Raw genomic sequence first — 17,648 nt, forward strand, 5'->3', positions numbered from 1 at the left:
ATGAACACAAGACAGCTTCTAAAGAGGGTGACTCTTACATTAGCTATGGTAGCGGTATCAACTGTATCGTCGTTTGCCGGCGTTACTGCAACGCCTCAGGATTACAGTGCTGTTGAGTCCCTACAGAGAGTATTTGAAACAGTTGCTGAAAAGGTGAAGCCTGCTGTTGTTAACATCAGTACAGTTTCAGAAATTAAATTCAAACACCCACCTATTCCACCTGAATTCAGAGACTTTTTCCAACAGTTTGGTGTTCCGTTTCCGTTTGATAACTTTCCTAAAGAGTTTAAAACGAGGTCTTTGGGTTCAGGGTTTATCGTAAAAGTCAAGGATGGTTGGGCTTACATACTCACAAACAACCACGTTATTGATAAGGCTACCAAAATAAAGGTTAAATTAAGCGATGGCTCTGTTTACAGGGCTAAAGTCGTTGGTAAAGACCCTAAAACTGATGTTGCTCTTATCAAAATAAAGGTTGGGAACAAGAAGGTTCCTACAGTTCAGCTTGGTGATTCCGATTCAATTAAAGTCGGTGAGTTCGTTATAGCGATAGGAAACCCTTACGGACTTAACTGGACCGTTACGCATGGTATCGTTTCTGCTAAGGGCAGACACGGTTTAGGACTAAATCCTATAGAGGATTTCATTCAAACTGATGCGGCAATTAACCCCGGTAACAGTGGGGGACCGCTCTGCGATATTCACGGCAGAGTAATAGGTATCAATACGGCTATTGTTAGAAATGCACAAGGGTTGGGATTCGCTGTTCCTATAAACATTGCCAAAAAGATAATGAATGACCTTCTTAAGTATGGAAAAGTAATTAGAGGTTGGCTTGGCGTTTATATTGAGGATATTTCTCCGGAAATTGCGCAGAAGTTTGGCGTTAAGCACGGTGTTTTAGTTACGAAGGTGATGAGCGGTAGTCCTGCTGAGAAAGGTGGATTGAAGAGCGGTGACGTCATCATTCGCTACAACGGAGAACCTGTTAAAAACGTTACCGACTTGCAGCTTAAAGTGATTAATACAAGACCAGGAGAGAAAGTAAAAATTACTGTAGTTAGAGACGGTAAGGAAAAAGTATTGACCGTTAAAGTTGGACAGATGCCAGGAAGCGGTAAGGTGGCTCTTGAAAGCATGTTAGATAAGTACGGATTTGCCGTTCAGCCTCTCAATCCTGAGCTTAAGAAAAAGCTTGGTATTCCAAAGTGGATTAAGGGAGGTTTGTTGGTTACCGAAGTTAAACCTGGTTCTCCGGCTGATGATGCAGGTTTAAGGGAAGGAGATGTAATTATAAAGGCGGGACTTACACCAAGAACGCTTAAAGAGGTAAAATCTGCTGACCAATTAGCCGAAGTGCTAAAGAAAGCAGGAACGTCTGGGGTTTTGGTTAAGGTGTTGAGGAATGGAGGAATTATTTATCTCGTTTTAAATCCGGAGGAGTGAAATGGTTGAAGATAAAGATTTCTTTTTGGAAGATGAAGAAAATTTAGGATTTGACGATGTTGAGTCCCTGGAGGGTGAGCTCTCCGGGGAACTTAACCTTTTTGACCAGCAGATAGACCCTTCACTGATTGAGAGTTTCGTTCCAGATAAGGATTCACTTGATGCGTTTTTAAAGTCTATTTCAAAGATTCCGCTTCTTACGAGAGAAGAGGAGATAGAGTTAGCGAAGAGGGCGAAAAAAGGCGACAAGGAAGCTTTGAAGAAGCTTGTAGAGTCTAACTTGCGTTTCGTTGTAAGCGTTGCCAAGAAATACTTAGGTTGCGGACTGCCGTTGCACGACCTCATTGCTGAAGGGATTTTGGGTCTTATTGAAGCAGCGAGGAGGTTTGACCCAGATAAAGGGGTTAAGTTTATCTCTTACGCTGTTTGGTGGATAAGGCAGTCTATAATGCAGGCACTTGCGCAACAAACCGGTGCTGTGAAGATTCCTGTTAAGCAGGCTGTTCTTGTGAATAAAATTACCCGCTCTTACGGTGAGCTTTTGAAGAAGCTGGGGAGAGAACCAACAACTGAAGAGCTGGCAGAATATGTGGGAATGGAGCCAAAGGATATAGAAAGGCTTTTAACTGTTTGTCAGGTTCCTCTTTCCCTTGATACGCCGATAGGGGATGAAGAAGACACTACTTTTAAAGATTTTCTCAAGGGTGAAGGGACAGCAGAGGTAGAAGAAAAAGTTGTGAAAGAGGAGTTAAAGCAGAGTATTCAAGAGATGCTTGAACAGTTAACGCCTCAAGAAAAGAGAATTATTATTATGAGGTTTGGTTTAGACGGTAACGACCCAAAAACTCTCAGGGAAATCGGAGAAAAGCTTGGGATAAGTAGGGAAAGGGTTAGACAGCTTGAAGCGAGAGCGAAGAAAAAAATGAAAGAGTATGCTTTAAGGAAAAAACTTAACGTATTCCTCAACTGATATGGAGGGAGAAATGGCTGTTACGTTGACATCTTATCTGTTTGATAAGAAAAAAGAGATTGGACACCTTGATGATGACTTGATTATTCTGATAAACGAGATTGCATCTGCAACCAAAGAGATTTCTGCAAAGGTAAGGAAAGCTGCTCTTTTAAACGTTTTAGGAAGTGCGGGAAAGACGAACGTTCAAGGAGAAGAGGTTCAAAAACTTGATGAGCTTGCTAACGAGATAATTCTTGATACGCTTAAAAAGTGCGGGAAGGTTTCTCAGATAGCTTCTGAGGAAATGGAAGATAAAGTTGTTTTGTCCAATAGCGGTTATGCTGTTGCTTATGACCCTCTTGATGGTTCTTCAAACATTGACGTTAACGTTAGTATTGGAACGATTTTCTCTATCCATAAGGACAACGTTTTAAAACCCGGTAGAGAGCAGCTTGCAGCAGGTTACGTTATATACGGTTCGGGAACGATAATGGTTTTGACGTTGGGTAGAGGGGTTGTTGGTTTTACTTTAGACCCTGAAAGTGGAAATTATCTGCTTTCCCATCCAGAGATAAGATTGAAGGAGAAAGGGAAAATTTACTCAATCAATGAGGCTAACAGGGATAAGTGGGTACAGGAAGGGTTGAGAAAGTACGTGGATTTTCTCAAAGGAGAGAAGTATACGCTAAGGTACGTTGGTTCTATGGTTGCTGATGTTCATAGGACGCTACTAAAGGGAGGCGTATTTATCTATCCGGCAGATAAGAAGAATACGAGTGGAAAGTTGAGATTTCTTTATGAAGCAAGTCCTATGGCGTTCTTGATTGAGCAGGCTGGTGGTTTGTCAACTACAGGTGAGAAAAGCATACTTGACGTTGTTCCTGAAAAACTTCATCAGAGAGTTCCTGTAATAATTGGTAGTAAGTGGGAAGTAGAGAAGTGCTTAGAGTTTTTAGCGGAGTAACTACTGCTCTCCGCTTCTCAGAATTTTTACCGGTTCTGTTTTGGCGGCTTTGAGGGAGGGGTATATAGTAGCAATTACGCTTATGATAATTGCTGCAACAGCTGCTGTTATACAATCAGAAGCGTGTAAGTTAAAGGGTAGATGATCTATATAGTAAACGTCAGGTGGTAGTGGAATAAGTTTGTATTTTTCGCCTAAAATGGAAATGCCTATTCCTATAACTTCCCCGATTATCGTTCCTATTAAGCCTATTAAGAAGCCCTGAAAAATGAAGATTTTTAAAATTAAGGAGTTGTCGGCACCAACAGTTTTAAGGATTGCTATGTCTTTGGCTTTAGCGTTTATGTTCATCATCAATAGACTTGAAATGTTGAATGAGGCAACGATTACGATAAGCGTTAGAATTAAAAACATTGCTAATTTTTCCAATTTCAGCGCTGAAAAGAGGTTTTTGTTGAGGCTTATCCAGTCTTCTGCGTAGTAGCCTTGTCCTAACACTTTTTGTATCTCTTTTTCTACTATCTTTACGTTGTCTGGGTTGTCAACTTTTACCATTATTCCGGTTACCACGTTGCCAAATCCGAACTTTTTTCGCACCGTATCTATGTGGGCTAAAATGAGGGAAGAGTCAAATTGATACATTCCTACTTCAAATATTCCGTCAACTCTGAACGTGGCGGTTCTCGGTATTATTCCAAAAGGTGTTTTTCTTCCAAGTGGAGATATTACTTTGATTTTATCGCCAAGCGTTACTCCTAAGGTGTCGGCTAAAATTTTTCCTATTACAGCTCCGTCTTTGTCTCTTTTGAAAATTTCCCAGTCACCTAAAATAATTTTTTCTGGCAGGTCTGTAACTCTCTTTTCTTTGTCGGGGTAACAACCTCTGATTGAAGCGCTTGCAGCAGAAGAAGCGTCTGAAGATACTGCCATTACGGGAACGTAGAGAAAAGGTTCTGTGCCTGTTACGTGGGGGAGTTTTGCGATTCTTCTCTCAACGTAGTCGTAGTTGTCAAAGGGTTTACCGCCTTTCATCACTATAATGTCGGCGTTGCTTGATAAAAGCCTTTGCTTTATTGCGTCCTGAAAGCCTGTCATTACTGCGTTGACTATTATGAGAGCTGCAACTCCGACGATTACACCTAATATGGATATGATAAAGGCGAAAGATAGGTATCCTTTTTTGAACTTAAAGTTTCTTAAGGCAAGCCACTTAATCAGCGGATTCACTTTTTATTGCTCCTTGTAAAGGGGAGAGCGTGAGGCTCTCCCTACTTGCTTTCCTGCTTTTCTGGTCTTAACTGAGGGAATAAAAGTACCTCTCTAATTGAGTCCTTGTTGGTGAAAAGCATTACGAGTCTATCTATTCCGATACCTTCGCCGGCTGTCGGCGGCATTCCGTATTCAAGTGCTGTAACGAAGTCTTCGTCGTATTCCATCGCTTCGTCGTCGCCTTTCTTCCTCTCTTCAAGCTGCTGTAAGAAGCGCTTTTTCTGTTCTTCCGGGTTATTTAGCTCTGTGTAAGCGTTTGCAACTTCTCTGCCAAAAATTATAAGCTCAAATCTTTCTACCAATTCTGGGTTGTCTCTCTTTTCTTTTGCGAGGGGTGATATCGCTTTCGGAAAGTCTATTACGAACGTTGGCTGAATGAGTTCTGGTTCTATGAGTTCTTCAAACAGTTCCTGAACTCTCTTAAAGTGGGATAGTTCTTCTGCCTTTTCTATGCCGACTTCTTTTGCTTTTTTAAGAACGGCTTCTTCATCGTGTAGTAACTGGTCTGGTGTAAGTCCTGTTTTCTTTGAGAGTTCTTCAAGGTAAGAGATTCTTCTGAAAGGTCTTTTGAAGGAAAGTTTTGTTCCCTGATATTCTATTTCTCTTACGCCTTTACCGAAAATTTCGTCTAACAGGTATTCAAAGAGTTTTTCGGTCATGTCCATAAGGTCGTAGTAGTCGGCGTAAGCCATATACCATTCAATCATCGTAAATTCGGGATTGTGGCGCGTGCTTATACCTTCGTTTCTGAAGTTTTTACCTAACTCGTAAACCCTTTCAAATCCGCCGACGATGAGCCTTTTTAAGTAAAGCTCTGGTGCGATTCTCAGGTAAACGTCTATGTCAAGGGCGTTGTAGTGGGTTATGAAGGGTTTTGCAGCAGCGCCGGAGGCTACCGGCTGCAGGATAGGAGTTTCAACTTCCATGAAACCTCTGCTATCAAGGAATTCTCTGATTTTCTTAATGATTTTTGTTCTCGTTCTGAAAACGTCTCTGACTTCCGGATTGACTATCAGGTCAAGGTATCTCTGTCTGTAACGCTTTTCAACGTCTTTTAAACCATGCCACTTTTCCGGTAGCGGGCGGAGGGATTTTGTGAGCAGTTCCATTTCTGTAACTTCTAACGTTAGTTCGCCTGTTCTTGTTCTGAAAAGTTTTCCTTTGACGCCGACGATGTCTCCTATGTCAATTAGTTTTTTGAATACCTTGTTGTAAAACTCTTCTCCAACTACGTCCCTTCTTATGTAGCACTGTATCTTTTCGGTTTCGTCTTGAATGTGGAAGAAGGCAGCTTTACCCATTATTCTCATCGCCATTATTCTGCCGGCTAAAGAGAACGTTTCTTCTGGAAGTTGTTCTTTTTCTCTTTCTTCGCCTTCTTTGTGTCTTCCGAATTTGTCTAAGAGTTCCTTTGCGGAAACTGTTTTTTCAAACTTGTAAGCGTATGGTTGTATGCCTTTTTCTTTAAGTTTTTCTATCTTTTCTTTTCTCTGTTCAATGATTTTTTGCTCAAGGCTTTTTTCTTCTGCTGCCATTTTGCCTCTCCTTGTAATTTTGTCTTGTAGAGTTTACGAAAAATTAGTCGTTTGTGGGGGAGATGGGGGGGATTTTGTAGAATAGAGGAACAAAAATTAATCAGTTGTTCAGAATATTTTTATCTGGAGAGTGGATAGATTGATAGGTGTTTTAGAAGCGATAGGTTCATGGGTTATAGGCTTTTTGGAGTTTTGGGGTAGGTGGTTTCTCCTTTCGGTAAAGGCAGTACTTTTAGCCTTTAAAAAGCCAATTAGATTCAAGCGATATATCTATTACCTTGCATCTATAGGTGCAGACTCTTTACCTGTAATTGCCATTACTTCTTTCTTTACAGGTGGAGTTATAGCTCTTGAAACTTATACGGCGTTTCACCGCTTTAATGCTGAGTATATGATAGGTGCTGTTGTAGCTATTTCTATGGCGCGTGAACTTGCACCGGTGTTGTCTGCCCTTTTGGTTACGGCTCGTTCTGGTTCTGCTATGGCTGCTGAAATAGGAACGATGAAGGTTACAGAGCAGATAGATGCTCTTGAAATGATGGCAGTAAATCCGATTAAGTATTTGATAACCCCCCGCCTTTATACTTCTGTTATTGCTGTAACTGTTCTTACACTTATCTCTGATATTGTTGGTTATATAGGCGGTTATGTTGTTAGCGTTTATCTGTTTCACGTGAATAAAACTCTTTATCTGAGATATACGCAAAACCTTGCAGAAATGAACGATGTTTACCACGGTCTTATTAAAGCTGCAGTTTTCGGATTTTTGATTGCTACGATAAGTTGCCTTTATGGATACTACACGAAAGGTGGCGCTAAAGGTGTTGGTGAATCTACAACGAAGGCAGTTGTAACTTCGTCTATAGCTATTTTGATTTTTGACTACTTGATTACATACATATTGAGGTTGTTTAACCTATGAAAGAGGCGATTGTTGTTAAGCATCTGAAAAAATCCTTTGGAAGTAAGGTTGTTCACAGAGATGTAACTTTTACTGTTTACGATAGAGAGATATTCGTTATCATGGGTCCTTCGGGGACAGGCAAGAGCGTTCTTTTAAAGCAAATAGCTGGTTTAATAAAACCTGATGATGGTTATATAGAAGTTTACGGAATGGATATTTTGTCGTTGGATGAAGAGAAAGTTATTGAGTTCAGAGAAACGCTTACCTATGTGTTTCAAAGTGGAGCTTTATTTGATTCTTACCCTGTCTGGTACAACGTTGCTTTTTACTTGATAGAGAAGAAAGGAATAAGTGAAAGAGAAGCAAAGAAAGAGGCTTCCTATTATTTGTCTCTATTAGGACTTTCAGGAACAGAAGACCTTTATCCTTCAGAGCTTTCTGGCGGTATGAGGAAACGGGTGGCAGTTGCCAGAGCGTTGTGTATGAATCCAAAGTGTATCCTTTTTGATGAGCCGACTTCTGGTCTTGACCCTGTTATGACGGCGATTTTTGATAATTTAATATTGAAGCTCCGAAAAGAACTTGGAAAGACTTGCGTTGTAGTTAGTCATGACGTTAACAGCGCTTTTAGGATAGCTGATAGGATAGCTATCCTTTGGAACGGAACGATAGTGGAAGTTGGTACGCCGGAGGAGATAAGAAATTCTTCCAACCCTGTGGTTAAGCAGTTTATCAATGGGGAACCGGAAGGTCCTATAACGGAAATGATGGAGAGGGAAAATGAGCAGATTAACGCTTGAAGCTAAAGTCGGGCTGTTTGTCGTCCTGGCTTTTGCAGGACTCGGAGTTGTAGCTACTACTCTTGAACCTTTAAAGTTCAAAAAAGAGTTTAAAAACTTAAAGTATTCCATAGTGTTTTCTAATGTAGCTGGTCTTGAAAAGGATGCACCTGTTAGAGTTGCCGGCGTTACTGTAGGTAAGGTCGTTTCTGTAGATGTAAAAGGGGATAAAGCTGTTGTAGAGATAGTTTTTTTAAAACCCATTAAAATATATAGAAATGCGAAGGCTTCCATTGAAACTATGGGATTGATGGGAGAAAAGTACGTAGAACTTGACCCCGGTCACCCTCCGGCACCACTACTTCCCCCCAATTCCGTTATAGAAAATACTAAAGTTCCGGCTTCTATGGATGAAGTTATGACCAGCGTGAATGAACTGTTAGAGAAGTTTAATCAGTCTTTAACGACACCGGATGGAAAGAATAGGCTTGCCATTATAATGGATAATGTAGCTAAGCTGACAAAAGATATTGACACTACTATATCGCAGATAAATAGCGTTTTGGCTAACAATAAAGAAACTGTTTCTAAGATACTTAAGAATACTTTAGCTCTAACTTCTGTTTTAAAGGAAGAACTCCCGCAAGTTATGGATAACGTTAATACTTTAACTACTCAGCTTTCGCAAATGGCAGTGGAAAACAGAGATGATATAAGACAAACTGTGATTTCTCTGAAGAAGGCTGTTCAGAGAGCGCCTGAAATAGCGGACAGGTTAGATAACCTAACGGCTAAATTGCAAGAGCTCTTAAATGAAAATAATACGAAAAATATAGAAGAGACCTTGAAGAACGTTAAAGTTACGACGGAAGAGCTTAAGGAGTTACTTGCAAAAGTTAACGAAGGTAAAGGAACTGTTGGAAAGCTATTTAACGATGATAAGCTTTATGAGAGTCTTACAAAAACGGCAAAGACGTTGGGTAACCTTGCAGATAGGTTTGAAAAGACAAAGACGTTTATAGGGTTTAGAGGGGATGTTAATACAAGGACAGGCGATACTAGAGGGATTATGAGCTTGAAAATAGTGCCTTCAAAAGACCATTTCTACCTGTTGGAAGTTGTGGGTGATTCTCAGGGTAAGGTTGACAGAAAGGATTATTACATTACTTACGGCTCAACAGTGGAGAAGAGAGAAGAGATAGAAACGAACTATAGGACAGAGTTTACGCTTCAGTACGCAAAGGTATTTGATGATGACTTATTCCATAAAGGAGGTAAGTTTGTTCTTAGAGGCGGTTTGAAAGAGAGTACTGGTGGTATAGGTTTGGATTACATATTTAATGATAAGTGGATGTTGAGCTCAGACTTGTGGGATGGTGGTAGAAAGGATGCAGATGGAGATGATATTCCACCTCATTTAAGAATAGGTTTAAGGTATAACTTAAATAAGAATTGGTTTATCTACGGTGGTGGTGATGAGTTACTTTACCACAAGTGGAGAGGAGTATATTTGGGAGCAGGTGTTATGTTTGGAGATAACGATATCAAGTATCTTTTGGGTTCGCTCCCTGGAGGTATAAAGTGATAGCGGTTGTAGATTATGGAATGGGTAATTTGAGGAGCGTTAGTAAAGCCTTAGAGCACGTAGGAGCTGACGTTGTTGTTACTTCTAAACCCGAAAAAGTGAGAGATGCTGAAGCCATTGTACTGCCGGGTGTTGGAGCTTTCAAAGATGCTGTGAGGAACTTAAAAGAGAGAGGGTTATGGGAAGTTTTGATAGATGAGGTTGAGAGGGGGAAACCGTTTTTGGGTATATGTCTTGGATTACAGCTTGTGTTTGAAAAGAGTTATGAGTTCGGTGAAGAGGAAGGTTTGGGGTTTATAAAAGGTGAGGTGGTTAGGTTTGATTTGCCGAAAGAGTACAAAATACCCCATATGGGTTGGAATCAGATAGTTAAGAAGAAAGAATCGGTTTTACTTAAAGGTATTAAAGAAGGAGAGTTTTTCTACTTCGTTCATTCTTATTACGTTTGTCCTAAAGAGGAGAGCGTTAAATTGACAGAAACAGAGTACGGGCTTGTTTTCACATCTGCAATAGAGAAAGACAACGTCTTTGCTACACAGTTTCATCCAGAAAAGAGTCAGAAAGCTGGATTGAAACTGCTTGAAAACTTTCTCTATTTTGTGAGGAATGTGTAATTCTGATTGGAGGAGTCATGAAAAGGAGAGGATTTACGTTAATAGAGCTTATGATTGTTATAGTTATTTTGGGACTTTTGGCAGCTTTAGTCGCTCCGAAATTCTTAAAAAGAGGAGAAGAAGCGAAAGTTACAGTTACTCAAACTCAGATGAAAAGTATTGAACAGGCACTTAAGCTCTATAAGGCAGATAACTCTTTCTATCCTACTACATCTCAAGGGTTAAAGGCGCTTGTTGAGAAACCGGAAACGGAGCCTGTGCCTAAAAACTGGAAAGGTCCTTACATGGATGCTGTTCCTAAAGATGCTTGGGGCAACAATTTTATTTATGTTTCCGATGGTAAGACGTTTACACTTATTTCACCCGGTCCTGATGGAGAAGAGGGAACATCTGACGATATAAAGTGCGTTAATACGTGTATCTTTAATAATACTGGGAAGTAGAATGGTTATTTATGGCGTTAATCCTATTGCTGAAGCGGTTAGGTCTGGATACCCGATATTGAAGGTTTACGTGGAGCAATCTTTCAGGGATAGAGAAAAAATCCTCCCCCTCCTCTCCTCCTCCTACCCTTCCGCCAAAATCGTAAAAGTCCCGCGAAAAAAACTTGATGAAATAGCAAAAACAAAAAAGCATCAGGGCATAGTTGCAATCGTTTCCCCGGTAGAGCCGACAGATTTTGACGAACTCGTCCAGAGAACGATAGACACAAACGGCTATCTTCTCTTTTTAGACAGGATAGAAGACCCTCACAATTTAGGAGCTATTTTCCGCTCAGCCGACGCCTTCGGCGCAACCGGCATAGTAATACCCAAAGACAGGAGCGCAACCATAACCGATACGGTTGTTAAAGCTTCCACGGGAGCAGTTTTCTACGTTCCTTACGCAGTTGTGAACAGCTTTTCTCAAGCAGTGAAAGAATTTAAAAAGGCGGGAGGTTGGCTTATAGGACTTGAGACGGGAGGTAAGCCCATCTCTAAGTATTCTTTTCCCTTTCCCTTAGGGCTTGTTGTCGGTTCTGAGGGGCGCGGTATATCAAACCCTGTGAAAAAACAACTTGATGACGTTGTTACCATAGAGATGAAAGGTCACGTTAACTCTTTGAACGTTTCTAACGCCGTTGCTATAGGACTATATTTAATATCCCTACAAAACGAAACTTGAGGAGGAGAAATGGAATCTCTTAAAGGTAAATTGGTGTTCGTTCAAACAGCAGGAGGAGAAAGCGTTATACCATCTTCGGGTATAATCGGCGTTGTGGAAGAGATAACTCCCGACTTTATCAGGCTCAAAGATGCGGGCGTTTTCGCTTTAGTTCCTACAACAAAAGGGGCGCAGGCTACAATTATGCCTATGGACCCAACTGCAAACGAACCTGTAGAAGCTTACATTCTCAAAAGTCAGATTACTGCAATTGTTCCTGTTACTGATAAGTCAAGACTTAAAGAGTTTCACCAGCAGTTTAAGGCAGCAGCTGCAGGTATAGAACTTCCTTCACCTGGTTCTATTGACCTATCAAAGATTAAAGAGTTCCCCAAAGGGGGCGGAGATAAAGGAGGACTATCCATAACTTGAGAGCGGAAGATATCCTCTTTTCTATACCCTTCCCCGTTGTTATTACCGACGGGGAGGGGAAAATCCTCCACGCCAACCAAAAGTTTGAAACGTTCGTTAACCGTTCCATAAAGTACCTTCAGGGTAAACCGCTATATTCCTTTTTCAAACATCAGGAAGACATAAAAAAGAAGATAGAGGAGTCTTACTCAAACTTAGTTGAAATCTTAGGATTTAAAACTGACGATTACTATCTGAACTTTGCACCTTTTTACGTTTCTTCCGTAGTAAAGGGAGTAATCGTTGTCGTTCAGCCCGTTGCGGAAAATCCGTTTGACGAGGATATTCTCCTTTTTCTGAAAGGGCTTTCTCACGAGATAAGGAATCCCCTCAGCGGCATTAAAGGAGCAGCTCGCCTCTTTCAAAAACTAAAGTGTTACGATGAAGAACTACTCAACGTTCTTATAGAAGAAACAGAGCGTATAGAAAGGCTCCTTAACAACGTAGTTAAAAGCTTTGACTTTTCTTCCTTAAACTACGAACCTACCAACGTTCACAAAATAATTCAGAACGTTGTGAACCTTTTCAGGGAGCGTATAGAAACGGAAGATATAGAAGTAGTTTACCTTTTTGACCCTTCCCTGCCTGAAATTTCTGTTGACCCCGACAGGATAACTCAGGTTCTTATAAACTTTTTTAAGAACGCCCTTGAAGCTGTAGAAACTTCGGAGATTAAAAAGATTACCGTTGAAACCGGCTACGCCATTCACCCTTCCGGCTTTATTTTTATAAGATTAAAGGACACAGGCTGCGGTATGGATGAGCAGGAGTTAAAGCAGTTTTTCGTTCCGTTCTTTACGACCAAAGAGAAGGGAAGCGGTTTGGGAACGTTTATCGCTTCGGAGATAGTGAAAAAACACGGCGGCGAAGTGAAAGTGAAAAGTGAGAAAGGTAAAGGGACGGAAGTAACAATCTACCTGCCGATGAAGGGGTATTGATGGCAAAGATTTTGGTTGCAGACGATGAGAAGAGTATAAGGATTGTTCTGAGAAAATTCCTTACCTCTCAGGGACACGAAGTAGTTGAGGCTTCTAACGGTGAAGAAGCTCTTTCCATTTTAAAGTCCGGAAACGTTGACCTTGCGTTTGTTGACGTTAAGATGCCCGGAAAGAGCGGTATAGAGATTTTGGATGAGGTGAAAGACGTTCCAATCGTTATCGTTACGGCTTACGGAACGATGGACTTTACCATTTCCGCTATGGAAAAGGGAGCTGTTGATTACATAACGAAACCTTTTTCCTTTGAGGATATAGAGACGGTTCTCAAAAAGGTTCTCTCTGTGCCTTCTCAAGAGGTAGAGGAGGAAAAACCCATAGAGGATGAGATAGTTGGAACAAGCAGAAAGATGCAGGAAGTTTTCAAACTTATAGGTAGGGTAGCCAAAAGCGATATAACCGTTTTAATAACCGGAGAGAGCGGAACGGGAAAAGAGCTTGTTGCTAAAGCGATTCACAGGTACTCCCACAGAAAGGATAAGCCATTTATTGCCGTTAACTGCGCAGCTTTGCCTCCAAACTTACTGGAAGCAGAACTGTTCGGTTATGAAAAAGGAGCTTTTACGGGAGCTACTTCCACAAAGAAAGGACTCTTTGAGCAGGCAGACGGCGGAACGCTGTTTTTAGACGAGATTGGAGAGCTTGCACCAGAACTCCAGGCAAAACTTTTAAGGGTTTTGCAGGAAAAGGAGATAAGAAGAGTAGGGGGAAGCAAAAACATAAAAGTTGACGTCAGGATAGTCGCTGCTACGAACCGCAATTTAGAAGAAGAGGTAAAGAAGGGTAAGTTTAGAGAGGATTTGTTTTTCAGGCTTAACGTTGTTAACGTTGAAATCCCGCCGTTGAGAGAAAGGAGGGAGGATATTATTCCCCTTGCCCTTCACTTTATAAAGAAGTTTGCCAGAGAGTTCAAGCTTCCAGTAAAGGAACTTACGCCAGAAGCGGTAGAGTGGCTTGTTAACTACGATTTTCCGGGAAACGTAAGAGAACTTGAAAATATGATTTTGAGAGCTATGGTTGTCTCTCCCGTTGACGTTATAGACGTTTCCGACCTGAAACCTTCTGCCGTTATGCCGTCTTCTCCTTCTTTTGAAGAGGCGATACGTAACTTTGTCGTTGATATCTTCACCGTTGAACAAAAGGAGAAGAACAACCTTTACGACCTTGTTGTTAAAGCTGCTGAAAGGATTTTAATCTCGGAAGTGTTAAAGTTCTGTAACTTCAATCAGGTTAAAGCGGCGAAAGTTTTAGGTATTCATAGGAACACTTTGAGAAAGAAGATAAAAGAGTTGGGGATAGGGAAGTAACAGTTTTTCTTATCTTCCCATAATTGATTTTTATCAATGCTAATTGCCTAATCTTGTAGATATTGTAAAATTGTTAATAAGGAAGTAGTTGAATTTGCTTAAATGGAAGGTGTTATGAAGGAAGGGGATTTCGCAGAAAAGAAAAGTTTAATTCTCTGTCAGGACGGTTCTCCTTTTATTCCTTACTATCCTGCCGGAATCAATACCGATAAGTGTACAGGGTGCGGTGAGTGTGTGAAGGTCTGTCCGCAGAACTGCATTGAACTTAAAGAGCAGAACGGTAAGTTGGTAGCTGTCATCGTTGATATGGAGTCCTGTATAGGCGACGGTATGTGCAGGCTTGTCTGCCCGGAAGATGCCTTTACCTGAGGCGTTTCCTGCTCCGGTTCGGGGAAGGTAGAGCTTTCAGAAGAGAATATCCTTTGCGATGAGAACGGCAACTACGCTTACCTTACTTTTGGCGGTAAACTTTACACCCCTGCTTATCTTCAGAATATTGATAGGAATTTGTGCGAGAACTGCGAGAAGTGTCTTGAAATGTGCGAAACGAGAGGACTTGATGAGGAGGGAAACGTAATTCCGGAGTTACCTGAGGTCTGCAACGGTTGTGGACATTGCGTTAACGTTTGCCCTGCAAAAGGTATAGAGGCTAAGCCCATAAGCATTAAAGAGATGATAGAACGGTTCAGACGCTGGAAAAAGTCTCAATCGCATATAGACAGCGTTATATTGAGCTTACTTGAAATTTCTTCAAGCGGTGCGCTTCTTTTCAGCATGTTCGCTGCTTCGTGAAGCGTTATTGGTCGTTTGGGGTTTAAGGATAGGTGGAGACAACGGGGAGCTTCTATAAAGTTTGATAAGGGAATGAGTACTGAGGGCGGTAGTTTCCCCTGCAGTGAAGATATGAGCTGCTTTTTGAACGTTCTTACGTCTTCCCCTGCTAATTCGGCTTGCTTTCTTAAAAAGCCTTTTACTAATCCTTGGTCTCTATAGGTAAGTTCTAACTTTTTAAGTTTTAGGCGCGATGGTGTAGAAAGGTTCCCCTGTAGTTGAACGCCCAAGTTAATACTTCCTAAGTCTTTACCTTCTGCAGATAGGGATAGATTAACGTTATTTCCTGATATCAGGTAGATAATCGCAGCGTTTATTTTTACTTTGTTTCTATGGTAATCGGTGAGTGAGAGCATTTCTTTCATATAGGGGAGGTTTGAGGAAAGAGTTGCATCAGCTATAGATACGGAGAGTGAGGGGGGGATTTTGGAAACGCTGAAAGGTAGGTCAATTTTAATTTTTCCTATCTCTGCCGAGTAGTTCTGGTAGGAGAATTTAAGGTCGTCTATCGTAATTTCGTTCTTTATCAGTGAGTAATTGATTTTTTTGTAGGAAACGCTTCCGGGGAATTTGTCTAAGGCGTGGTTTACTTTGTTCTGGATTTCGTACTTTATCAGCGTTTGGAGGGCGAAGTAGGAAGATATTAAAGCTCCTGCAAAGAGCAGGAGCGTGATTATTAGCCTTTCTTTTTTACTCATTGTTCTCTTAGTTCTCTGCTGATTTTGTGGACTGTGTCAACTAAGAATTTAGCCTTTTTAGGGTCTGTTGGGGGCAGGATGCCGTGTCCTAAGTTGAAGATATGTCCGCGCGCCTTTTGGGCGGAGGTGAGGATTTTTCTTACCTGCTTTTCAATTAATTCCTCACTGGCAAACAGCATTACCGGGTCAAGGTTGCCCTGTATAGATTTATCAATTATCTGAAGAGCTTTGTCTATTTCTGTTTTCCAGTCAAGCCCTATTACATCAACGTTAAGCCTGTTGTTTACCTCTAACAGGTGTCCTGCGTTTACTCCAAAGTGAATTATCGGCGTCTCCGGGTGTCTTTTCTTTAGTTCGTTTACGATTTTTTCCGTATATGAAAAAACATATCTTTCGTAGTCGTCTCTGGACAGCACACCTATCCATGAGTCAAAAATCTGGACTAAGTCAACGCCTGCTTTTATCTGAGCGGATAAGTACTCTATCACTGTTTGAGTTAACTTTGTCATTAAAGTATTCCATAGCTTCTCATCGTTCCACATGGTTGATTTTGCAGCTATGTAGTTCTTTGAGCTTCCGCCTTCCAATATGTAGCTTGCCAGGGTGAACGGCGCGCCGGAAAAACCGATTAGCGGTCTGTCTGTTAACTTTTCTTTTATTAATTGAATGGTTTCTAATACGTAGGGTAGGTCTTTTTCAGGTTCGGGGATTTTTAGTCTTTGAGCGTCTTCTACAGTTTCTACTTTTGGTTCTAAAACTGGTCCTTTACCTTCAACGAAAGAAACGTTTATTCCCATCTTTTCGACGGGAACTAAGATATCGGAAAAGAGAATAGCAGCGTCAACGCCGATTTCATCTATCGGAATAAGCGTTACCTCGGCGGCTAACTCAGGATTTTTGCACAAATCCATAAAGCTTCCTGCTTTCTCTCTGATTTTTCTATAACGTTCTGAGTACCTTCCAGCCTGCCTCATTATCCATATAGGCGTGTATTCAGTTTTTTCTCCTCTTGCAGCTTTTAGAATTGGGTGGTTTTTTAAATCCATTACGCTTCTCCCTGCTGTTTTTTCATTCTTATTGGAACGTATCTGCATATGGGGTCTTCCTGCATATAATCACCGTATTCCCAGTATGCCCTTACTCTACAACCGTTGCATATCTTAACGTATTCGCAAACACCGCACCTTCCTTTGTATTCTTCAATTTTTCTCATGTCCTGCATGATTTTTGATTCAAACCACGCTTTATCGAATGGCACGTCAAAAACGTTTATATCGGATATCGGGAAGTAGCTGCAGGGTCTTAACCAGCCGTGGCAATCTATGTAGGCGATGGACTGCCCTGCTACACAACCTTTACCACCGCCCGTTCCGAATACCAAGTTGCGCCTTTTTAGGTCAAGTCCATCTCTTTTGGCGTTCTGGTTAAAGATTCTGTAATAGTGAGGGGCGCACGTTGGACGGACTAAGATTGTATTGTCGCCTTTCAGAATTAGCTCTTTTTCCAACTCGTAGTGCCAGTTTAGCCAGTATTCTGCTTCTTCTGCATTTAAGAGTTCTGCGTTTGCTTCTTCTCCCCTTCCAACGGGAAGAACGATAAACATATACCAGGCTTTAGCTCCTAACTCTCTTGCTTTTTTGTAAACGTTGGGGATGTCAAAGGCGTTTCGCTTTGTGAAAGAAGAGTTTATAAGAAACGGAATGTCGTACTTTTTGAAGAGTTCAATGGCGTTCATTACGCCTTCAAACGCACCGGGTTGCTTCCTGAAATCATCGTGTATTTCGGGTGTTGAGCCATCAAGAGAAAGGGATACCATTCTTATTCCGGTTCTTTTCATCTCTTTGCAAACTTCGTCGTCAACTAACGTTCCGTTTGTTGCCATGCACATTCTAAAGCCTTTTTCCGTTCCGTAGGCTGCTAAATCCCATACATCGTCTCTTAAAAGGGGTTCGCCGCCTGTCAGGACGATTGTTGGTTTGGCGATTTTCTCTATGTCATCCATCAACTTTTTTCCATCTTCAAGTGAAAAATCACCCTGTTCCGATTCCATCGTTGAAGCGGAACGGCAGTGGATGCAGTTTAAATTGCACCTTCTCGTTATCTCCCAGGCTATCCATTTGGGCAGAAATTCATTCTTTTCCATAATGTTTCTCCT

19 protein-coding genes are annotated in these 17,648 nt (G+C 41.3%); 14 read left to right on the plus strand and 5 right to left on the minus strand.

The features are described 5' to 3' along the window. Genes QOL23_RS06235 through fbp form a run of 3 tightly spaced genes read left to right on the plus strand, consistent with a single transcriptional unit; the run spans position 1 to position 3,362 of the window. Positions 1–1,446 (plus strand): DegQ family serine endoprotease, encoded by a 1,446-nt coding sequence (locus tag QOL23_RS06235; RefSeq protein ID WP_283400724.1) that lies wholly within the window; start codon positions 1–3, stop codon positions 1,444–1,446. 1 nt (position 1,447) lies between these two features. After that, entirely contained in the window at positions 1,448–2,416 is a 969-nt protein-coding gene (locus QOL23_RS06240; protein WP_283400725.1) for a sigma-70 family RNA polymerase sigma factor, read from the plus strand. A 13-nt stretch (positions 2,417–2,429) separates the two neighbouring features. Further along, entirely contained in the window at positions 2,430–3,362 is a 933-nt protein-coding gene (gene fbp / locus QOL23_RS06245; RefSeq protein WP_283400726.1) for a class 1 fructose-bisphosphatase, read from the plus strand. Here the strand turns inward: fbp and QOL23_RS06250 are convergent, their stop codons facing one another. Together QOL23_RS06250 and lysS are read right to left on the minus strand one after the other, a co-directional pair. After that, the gene (locus QOL23_RS06250; protein WP_283400727.1) at positions 3,363–4,589 is read right to left on the minus strand and encodes an ABC transporter permease; all 1,227 of its coding nucleotides are present in this window, start codon (positions 4,587–4,589) and stop codon (positions 3,363–3,365) included. A gap of 41 nt (positions 4,590–4,630) precedes the next feature. Continuing rightward, a complete protein-coding gene (lysS, locus tag QOL23_RS06255; RefSeq protein WP_283400728.1) occupies positions 4,631–6,166 on the minus strand; it encodes a lysine--tRNA ligase in 1,536 nt (511 codons plus the stop codon). 139 nt (positions 6,167–6,305) lie between these two features. Between lysS and QOL23_RS06260 the strand changes: the two genes are divergently transcribed. From QOL23_RS06260 to QOL23_RS08490, 11 genes are all read left to right on the plus strand, one after another. Next, positions 6,306–7,088: an MlaE family ABC transporter permease gene (locus tag QOL23_RS06260; RefSeq protein WP_425604255.1), complete on the plus strand. Its 783-nt coding sequence runs from the start codon at positions 6,306–6,308 to the stop codon at positions 7,086–7,088. Then, positions 7,085–7,870: an ABC transporter ATP-binding protein gene (locus tag QOL23_RS06265; protein WP_283400730.1), complete on the plus strand. Its 786-nt coding sequence runs from the start codon at positions 7,085–7,087 to the stop codon at positions 7,868–7,870. Before QOL23_RS06260 ends, QOL23_RS06265 begins: the two co-directional genes overlap by 4 nt. Next, positions 7,851–9,434, plus strand: a complete 1,584-nt coding sequence (locus QOL23_RS06270; protein ID WP_283400731.1) for an MlaD family protein — start codon at positions 7,851–7,853, stop codon at positions 9,432–9,434. Before QOL23_RS06265 ends, QOL23_RS06270 begins: the two co-directional genes overlap by 20 nt. Continuing rightward, complete coding sequence (gene hisH / locus QOL23_RS06275) at positions 9,431–10,048, plus strand: imidazole glycerol phosphate synthase subunit HisH (RefSeq protein ID WP_283400732.1); 618 nt, start codon at positions 9,431–9,433, stop codon at positions 10,046–10,048. Before QOL23_RS06270 ends, hisH begins: the two co-directional genes overlap by 4 nt. Before the next feature lie 17 nt (positions 10,049–10,065). Next, positions 10,066–10,491 (plus strand): type II secretion system major pseudopilin GspG, encoded by a 426-nt coding sequence (gene gspG / locus QOL23_RS06280; protein WP_283400733.1) that lies wholly within the window; start codon positions 10,066–10,068, stop codon positions 10,489–10,491. A 1-nt stretch (position 10,492) separates the two neighbouring features. Further along, a complete protein-coding gene (gene rlmB, locus QOL23_RS06285) occupies positions 10,493–11,212 on the plus strand; it encodes a 23S rRNA (guanosine(2251)-2'-O)-methyltransferase RlmB (RefSeq protein ID WP_283400734.1) in 720 nt (239 codons plus the stop codon). A gap of 9 nt (positions 11,213–11,221) precedes the next feature. Next, the gene (locus QOL23_RS06290; RefSeq protein WP_283400735.1) at positions 11,222–11,623 is read left to right on the plus strand and encodes a hypothetical protein; all 402 of its coding nucleotides are present in this window, start codon (positions 11,222–11,224) and stop codon (positions 11,621–11,623) included. Next, entirely contained in the window at positions 11,620–12,600 is a 981-nt protein-coding gene (locus QOL23_RS06295) for a two-component system sensor histidine kinase NtrB (protein ID WP_283400736.1), read from the plus strand. Before QOL23_RS06290 ends, QOL23_RS06295 begins: the two co-directional genes overlap by 4 nt. Continuing rightward, a complete protein-coding gene (locus QOL23_RS06300) occupies positions 12,600–13,964 on the plus strand; it encodes a sigma-54-dependent transcriptional regulator (RefSeq protein ID WP_283400737.1) in 1,365 nt (454 codons plus the stop codon). Before QOL23_RS06295 ends, QOL23_RS06300 begins: the two co-directional genes overlap by 1 nt. 114 nt (positions 13,965–14,078) lie before the next feature. After that, on the plus strand, positions 14,079–14,333 hold the full coding sequence (locus QOL23_RS06305) for a ferredoxin family protein (RefSeq protein WP_283400738.1): 255 nt from the start codon (positions 14,079–14,081) through the stop codon (positions 14,331–14,333). A 126-nt stretch (positions 14,334–14,459) separates the two neighbouring features. Then, positions 14,460–14,756 carry an ATP-binding protein gene (locus QOL23_RS08490; RefSeq protein ID WP_425604256.1) on the plus strand — a complete coding sequence of 99 codons (297 nt, stop codon included), beginning with the start codon at positions 14,460–14,462 and terminating at the stop codon, positions 14,754–14,756. On the opposite strand, the gene QOL23_RS06310 is transcribed toward QOL23_RS08490, so the two are convergent. From QOL23_RS06310 to QOL23_RS06320, 3 genes are read right to left on the minus strand one after another with little or no spacing between them, the layout of a single operon-like run. Further along, positions 14,669–15,493, minus strand: coding sequence for a hypothetical protein (locus QOL23_RS06310; protein ID WP_283400739.1), 825 nt, complete (start codon positions 15,491–15,493; stop codon positions 14,669–14,671). The two genes, QOL23_RS08490 and QOL23_RS06310, sit on opposite strands and share 88 nt — an antisense overlap. Then, positions 15,490–16,539: a uroporphyrinogen decarboxylase gene (hemE, locus tag QOL23_RS06315; RefSeq protein ID WP_283400740.1), complete on the minus strand. Its 1,050-nt coding sequence runs from the start codon at positions 16,537–16,539 to the stop codon at positions 15,490–15,492. Before hemE ends, QOL23_RS06310 begins: the two co-directional genes overlap by 4 nt. Then, positions 16,539–17,636 (minus strand): radical SAM/SPASM domain-containing protein, encoded by a 1,098-nt coding sequence (locus tag QOL23_RS06320; protein ID WP_283400741.1) that lies wholly within the window; start codon positions 17,634–17,636, stop codon positions 16,539–16,541. The genes hemE and QOL23_RS06320 overlap by 1 nt, the downstream gene beginning before the upstream one ends. Positions 17,637–17,648: the final 12 nt, after the last annotated feature.

Source organism: Desulfurobacterium pacificum, from assembly GCF_900182835.1.
Lineage (GTDB): Bacteria > Aquificota > Aquificia > Desulfurobacteriales > Desulfurobacteriaceae > Desulfurobacterium_B > Desulfurobacterium_B pacificum.

Excerpts from the sequence above, each read along its gene's own strand:
- QOL23_RS06235 (WP_283400724.1), top strand. The coding sequence starts at position 1 with ATGAACACAAGACAGCTTCTAAAGAGGGTGACTCTTACATTAGCTATG.
- QOL23_RS06240 (WP_283400725.1), top strand. The coding sequence starts at position 1,448 with ATGGTTGAAGATAAAGATTTCTTTTTGGAAGATGAAGAAAATTTAGGA.
- fbp (WP_283400726.1), top strand. The coding sequence starts at position 2,430 with ATGGCTGTTACGTTGACATCTTATCTGTTTGATAAGAAAAAAGAGATT.
- lysS (WP_283400728.1), bottom strand. The coding sequence starts at position 6,166 with ATGGCAGCAGAAGAAAAAAGCCTTGAGCAAAAAATCATTGAACAGAGA.
- QOL23_RS06265 (WP_283400730.1), top strand. The coding sequence starts at position 7,085 with ATGAAAGAGGCGATTGTTGTTAAGCATCTGAAAAAATCCTTTGGAAGT.
- QOL23_RS06270 (WP_283400731.1), top strand. The coding sequence starts at position 7,851 with ATGAGCAGATTAACGCTTGAAGCTAAAGTCGGGCTGTTTGTCGTCCTG.
- gspG (WP_283400733.1), top strand. The coding sequence starts at position 10,066 with ATGAAAAGGAGAGGATTTACGTTAATAGAGCTTATGATTGTTATAGTT.
- rlmB (WP_283400734.1), top strand. The coding sequence starts at position 10,493 with ATGGTTATTTATGGCGTTAATCCTATTGCTGAAGCGGTTAGGTCTGGA.
- QOL23_RS06290 (WP_283400735.1), top strand. The coding sequence starts at position 11,222 with ATGGAATCTCTTAAAGGTAAATTGGTGTTCGTTCAAACAGCAGGAGGA.
- QOL23_RS06300 (WP_283400737.1), top strand. The coding sequence starts at position 12,600 with ATGGCAAAGATTTTGGTTGCAGACGATGAGAAGAGTATAAGGATTGTT.
- QOL23_RS06305 (WP_283400738.1), top strand. The coding sequence starts at position 14,079 with ATGAAGGAAGGGGATTTCGCAGAAAAGAAAAGTTTAATTCTCTGTCAG.
- QOL23_RS06310 (WP_283400739.1), bottom strand. The coding sequence starts at position 15,493 with ATGAGTAAAAAAGAAAGGCTAATAATCACGCTCCTGCTCTTTGCAGGA.
- hemE (WP_283400740.1), bottom strand. The coding sequence starts at position 16,539 with ATGGATTTAAAAAACCACCCAATTCTAAAAGCTGCAAGAGGAGAAAAA.
- QOL23_RS06320 (WP_283400741.1), bottom strand. The coding sequence starts at position 17,636 with ATGGAAAAGAATGAATTTCTGCCCAAATGGATAGCCTGGGAGATAACG.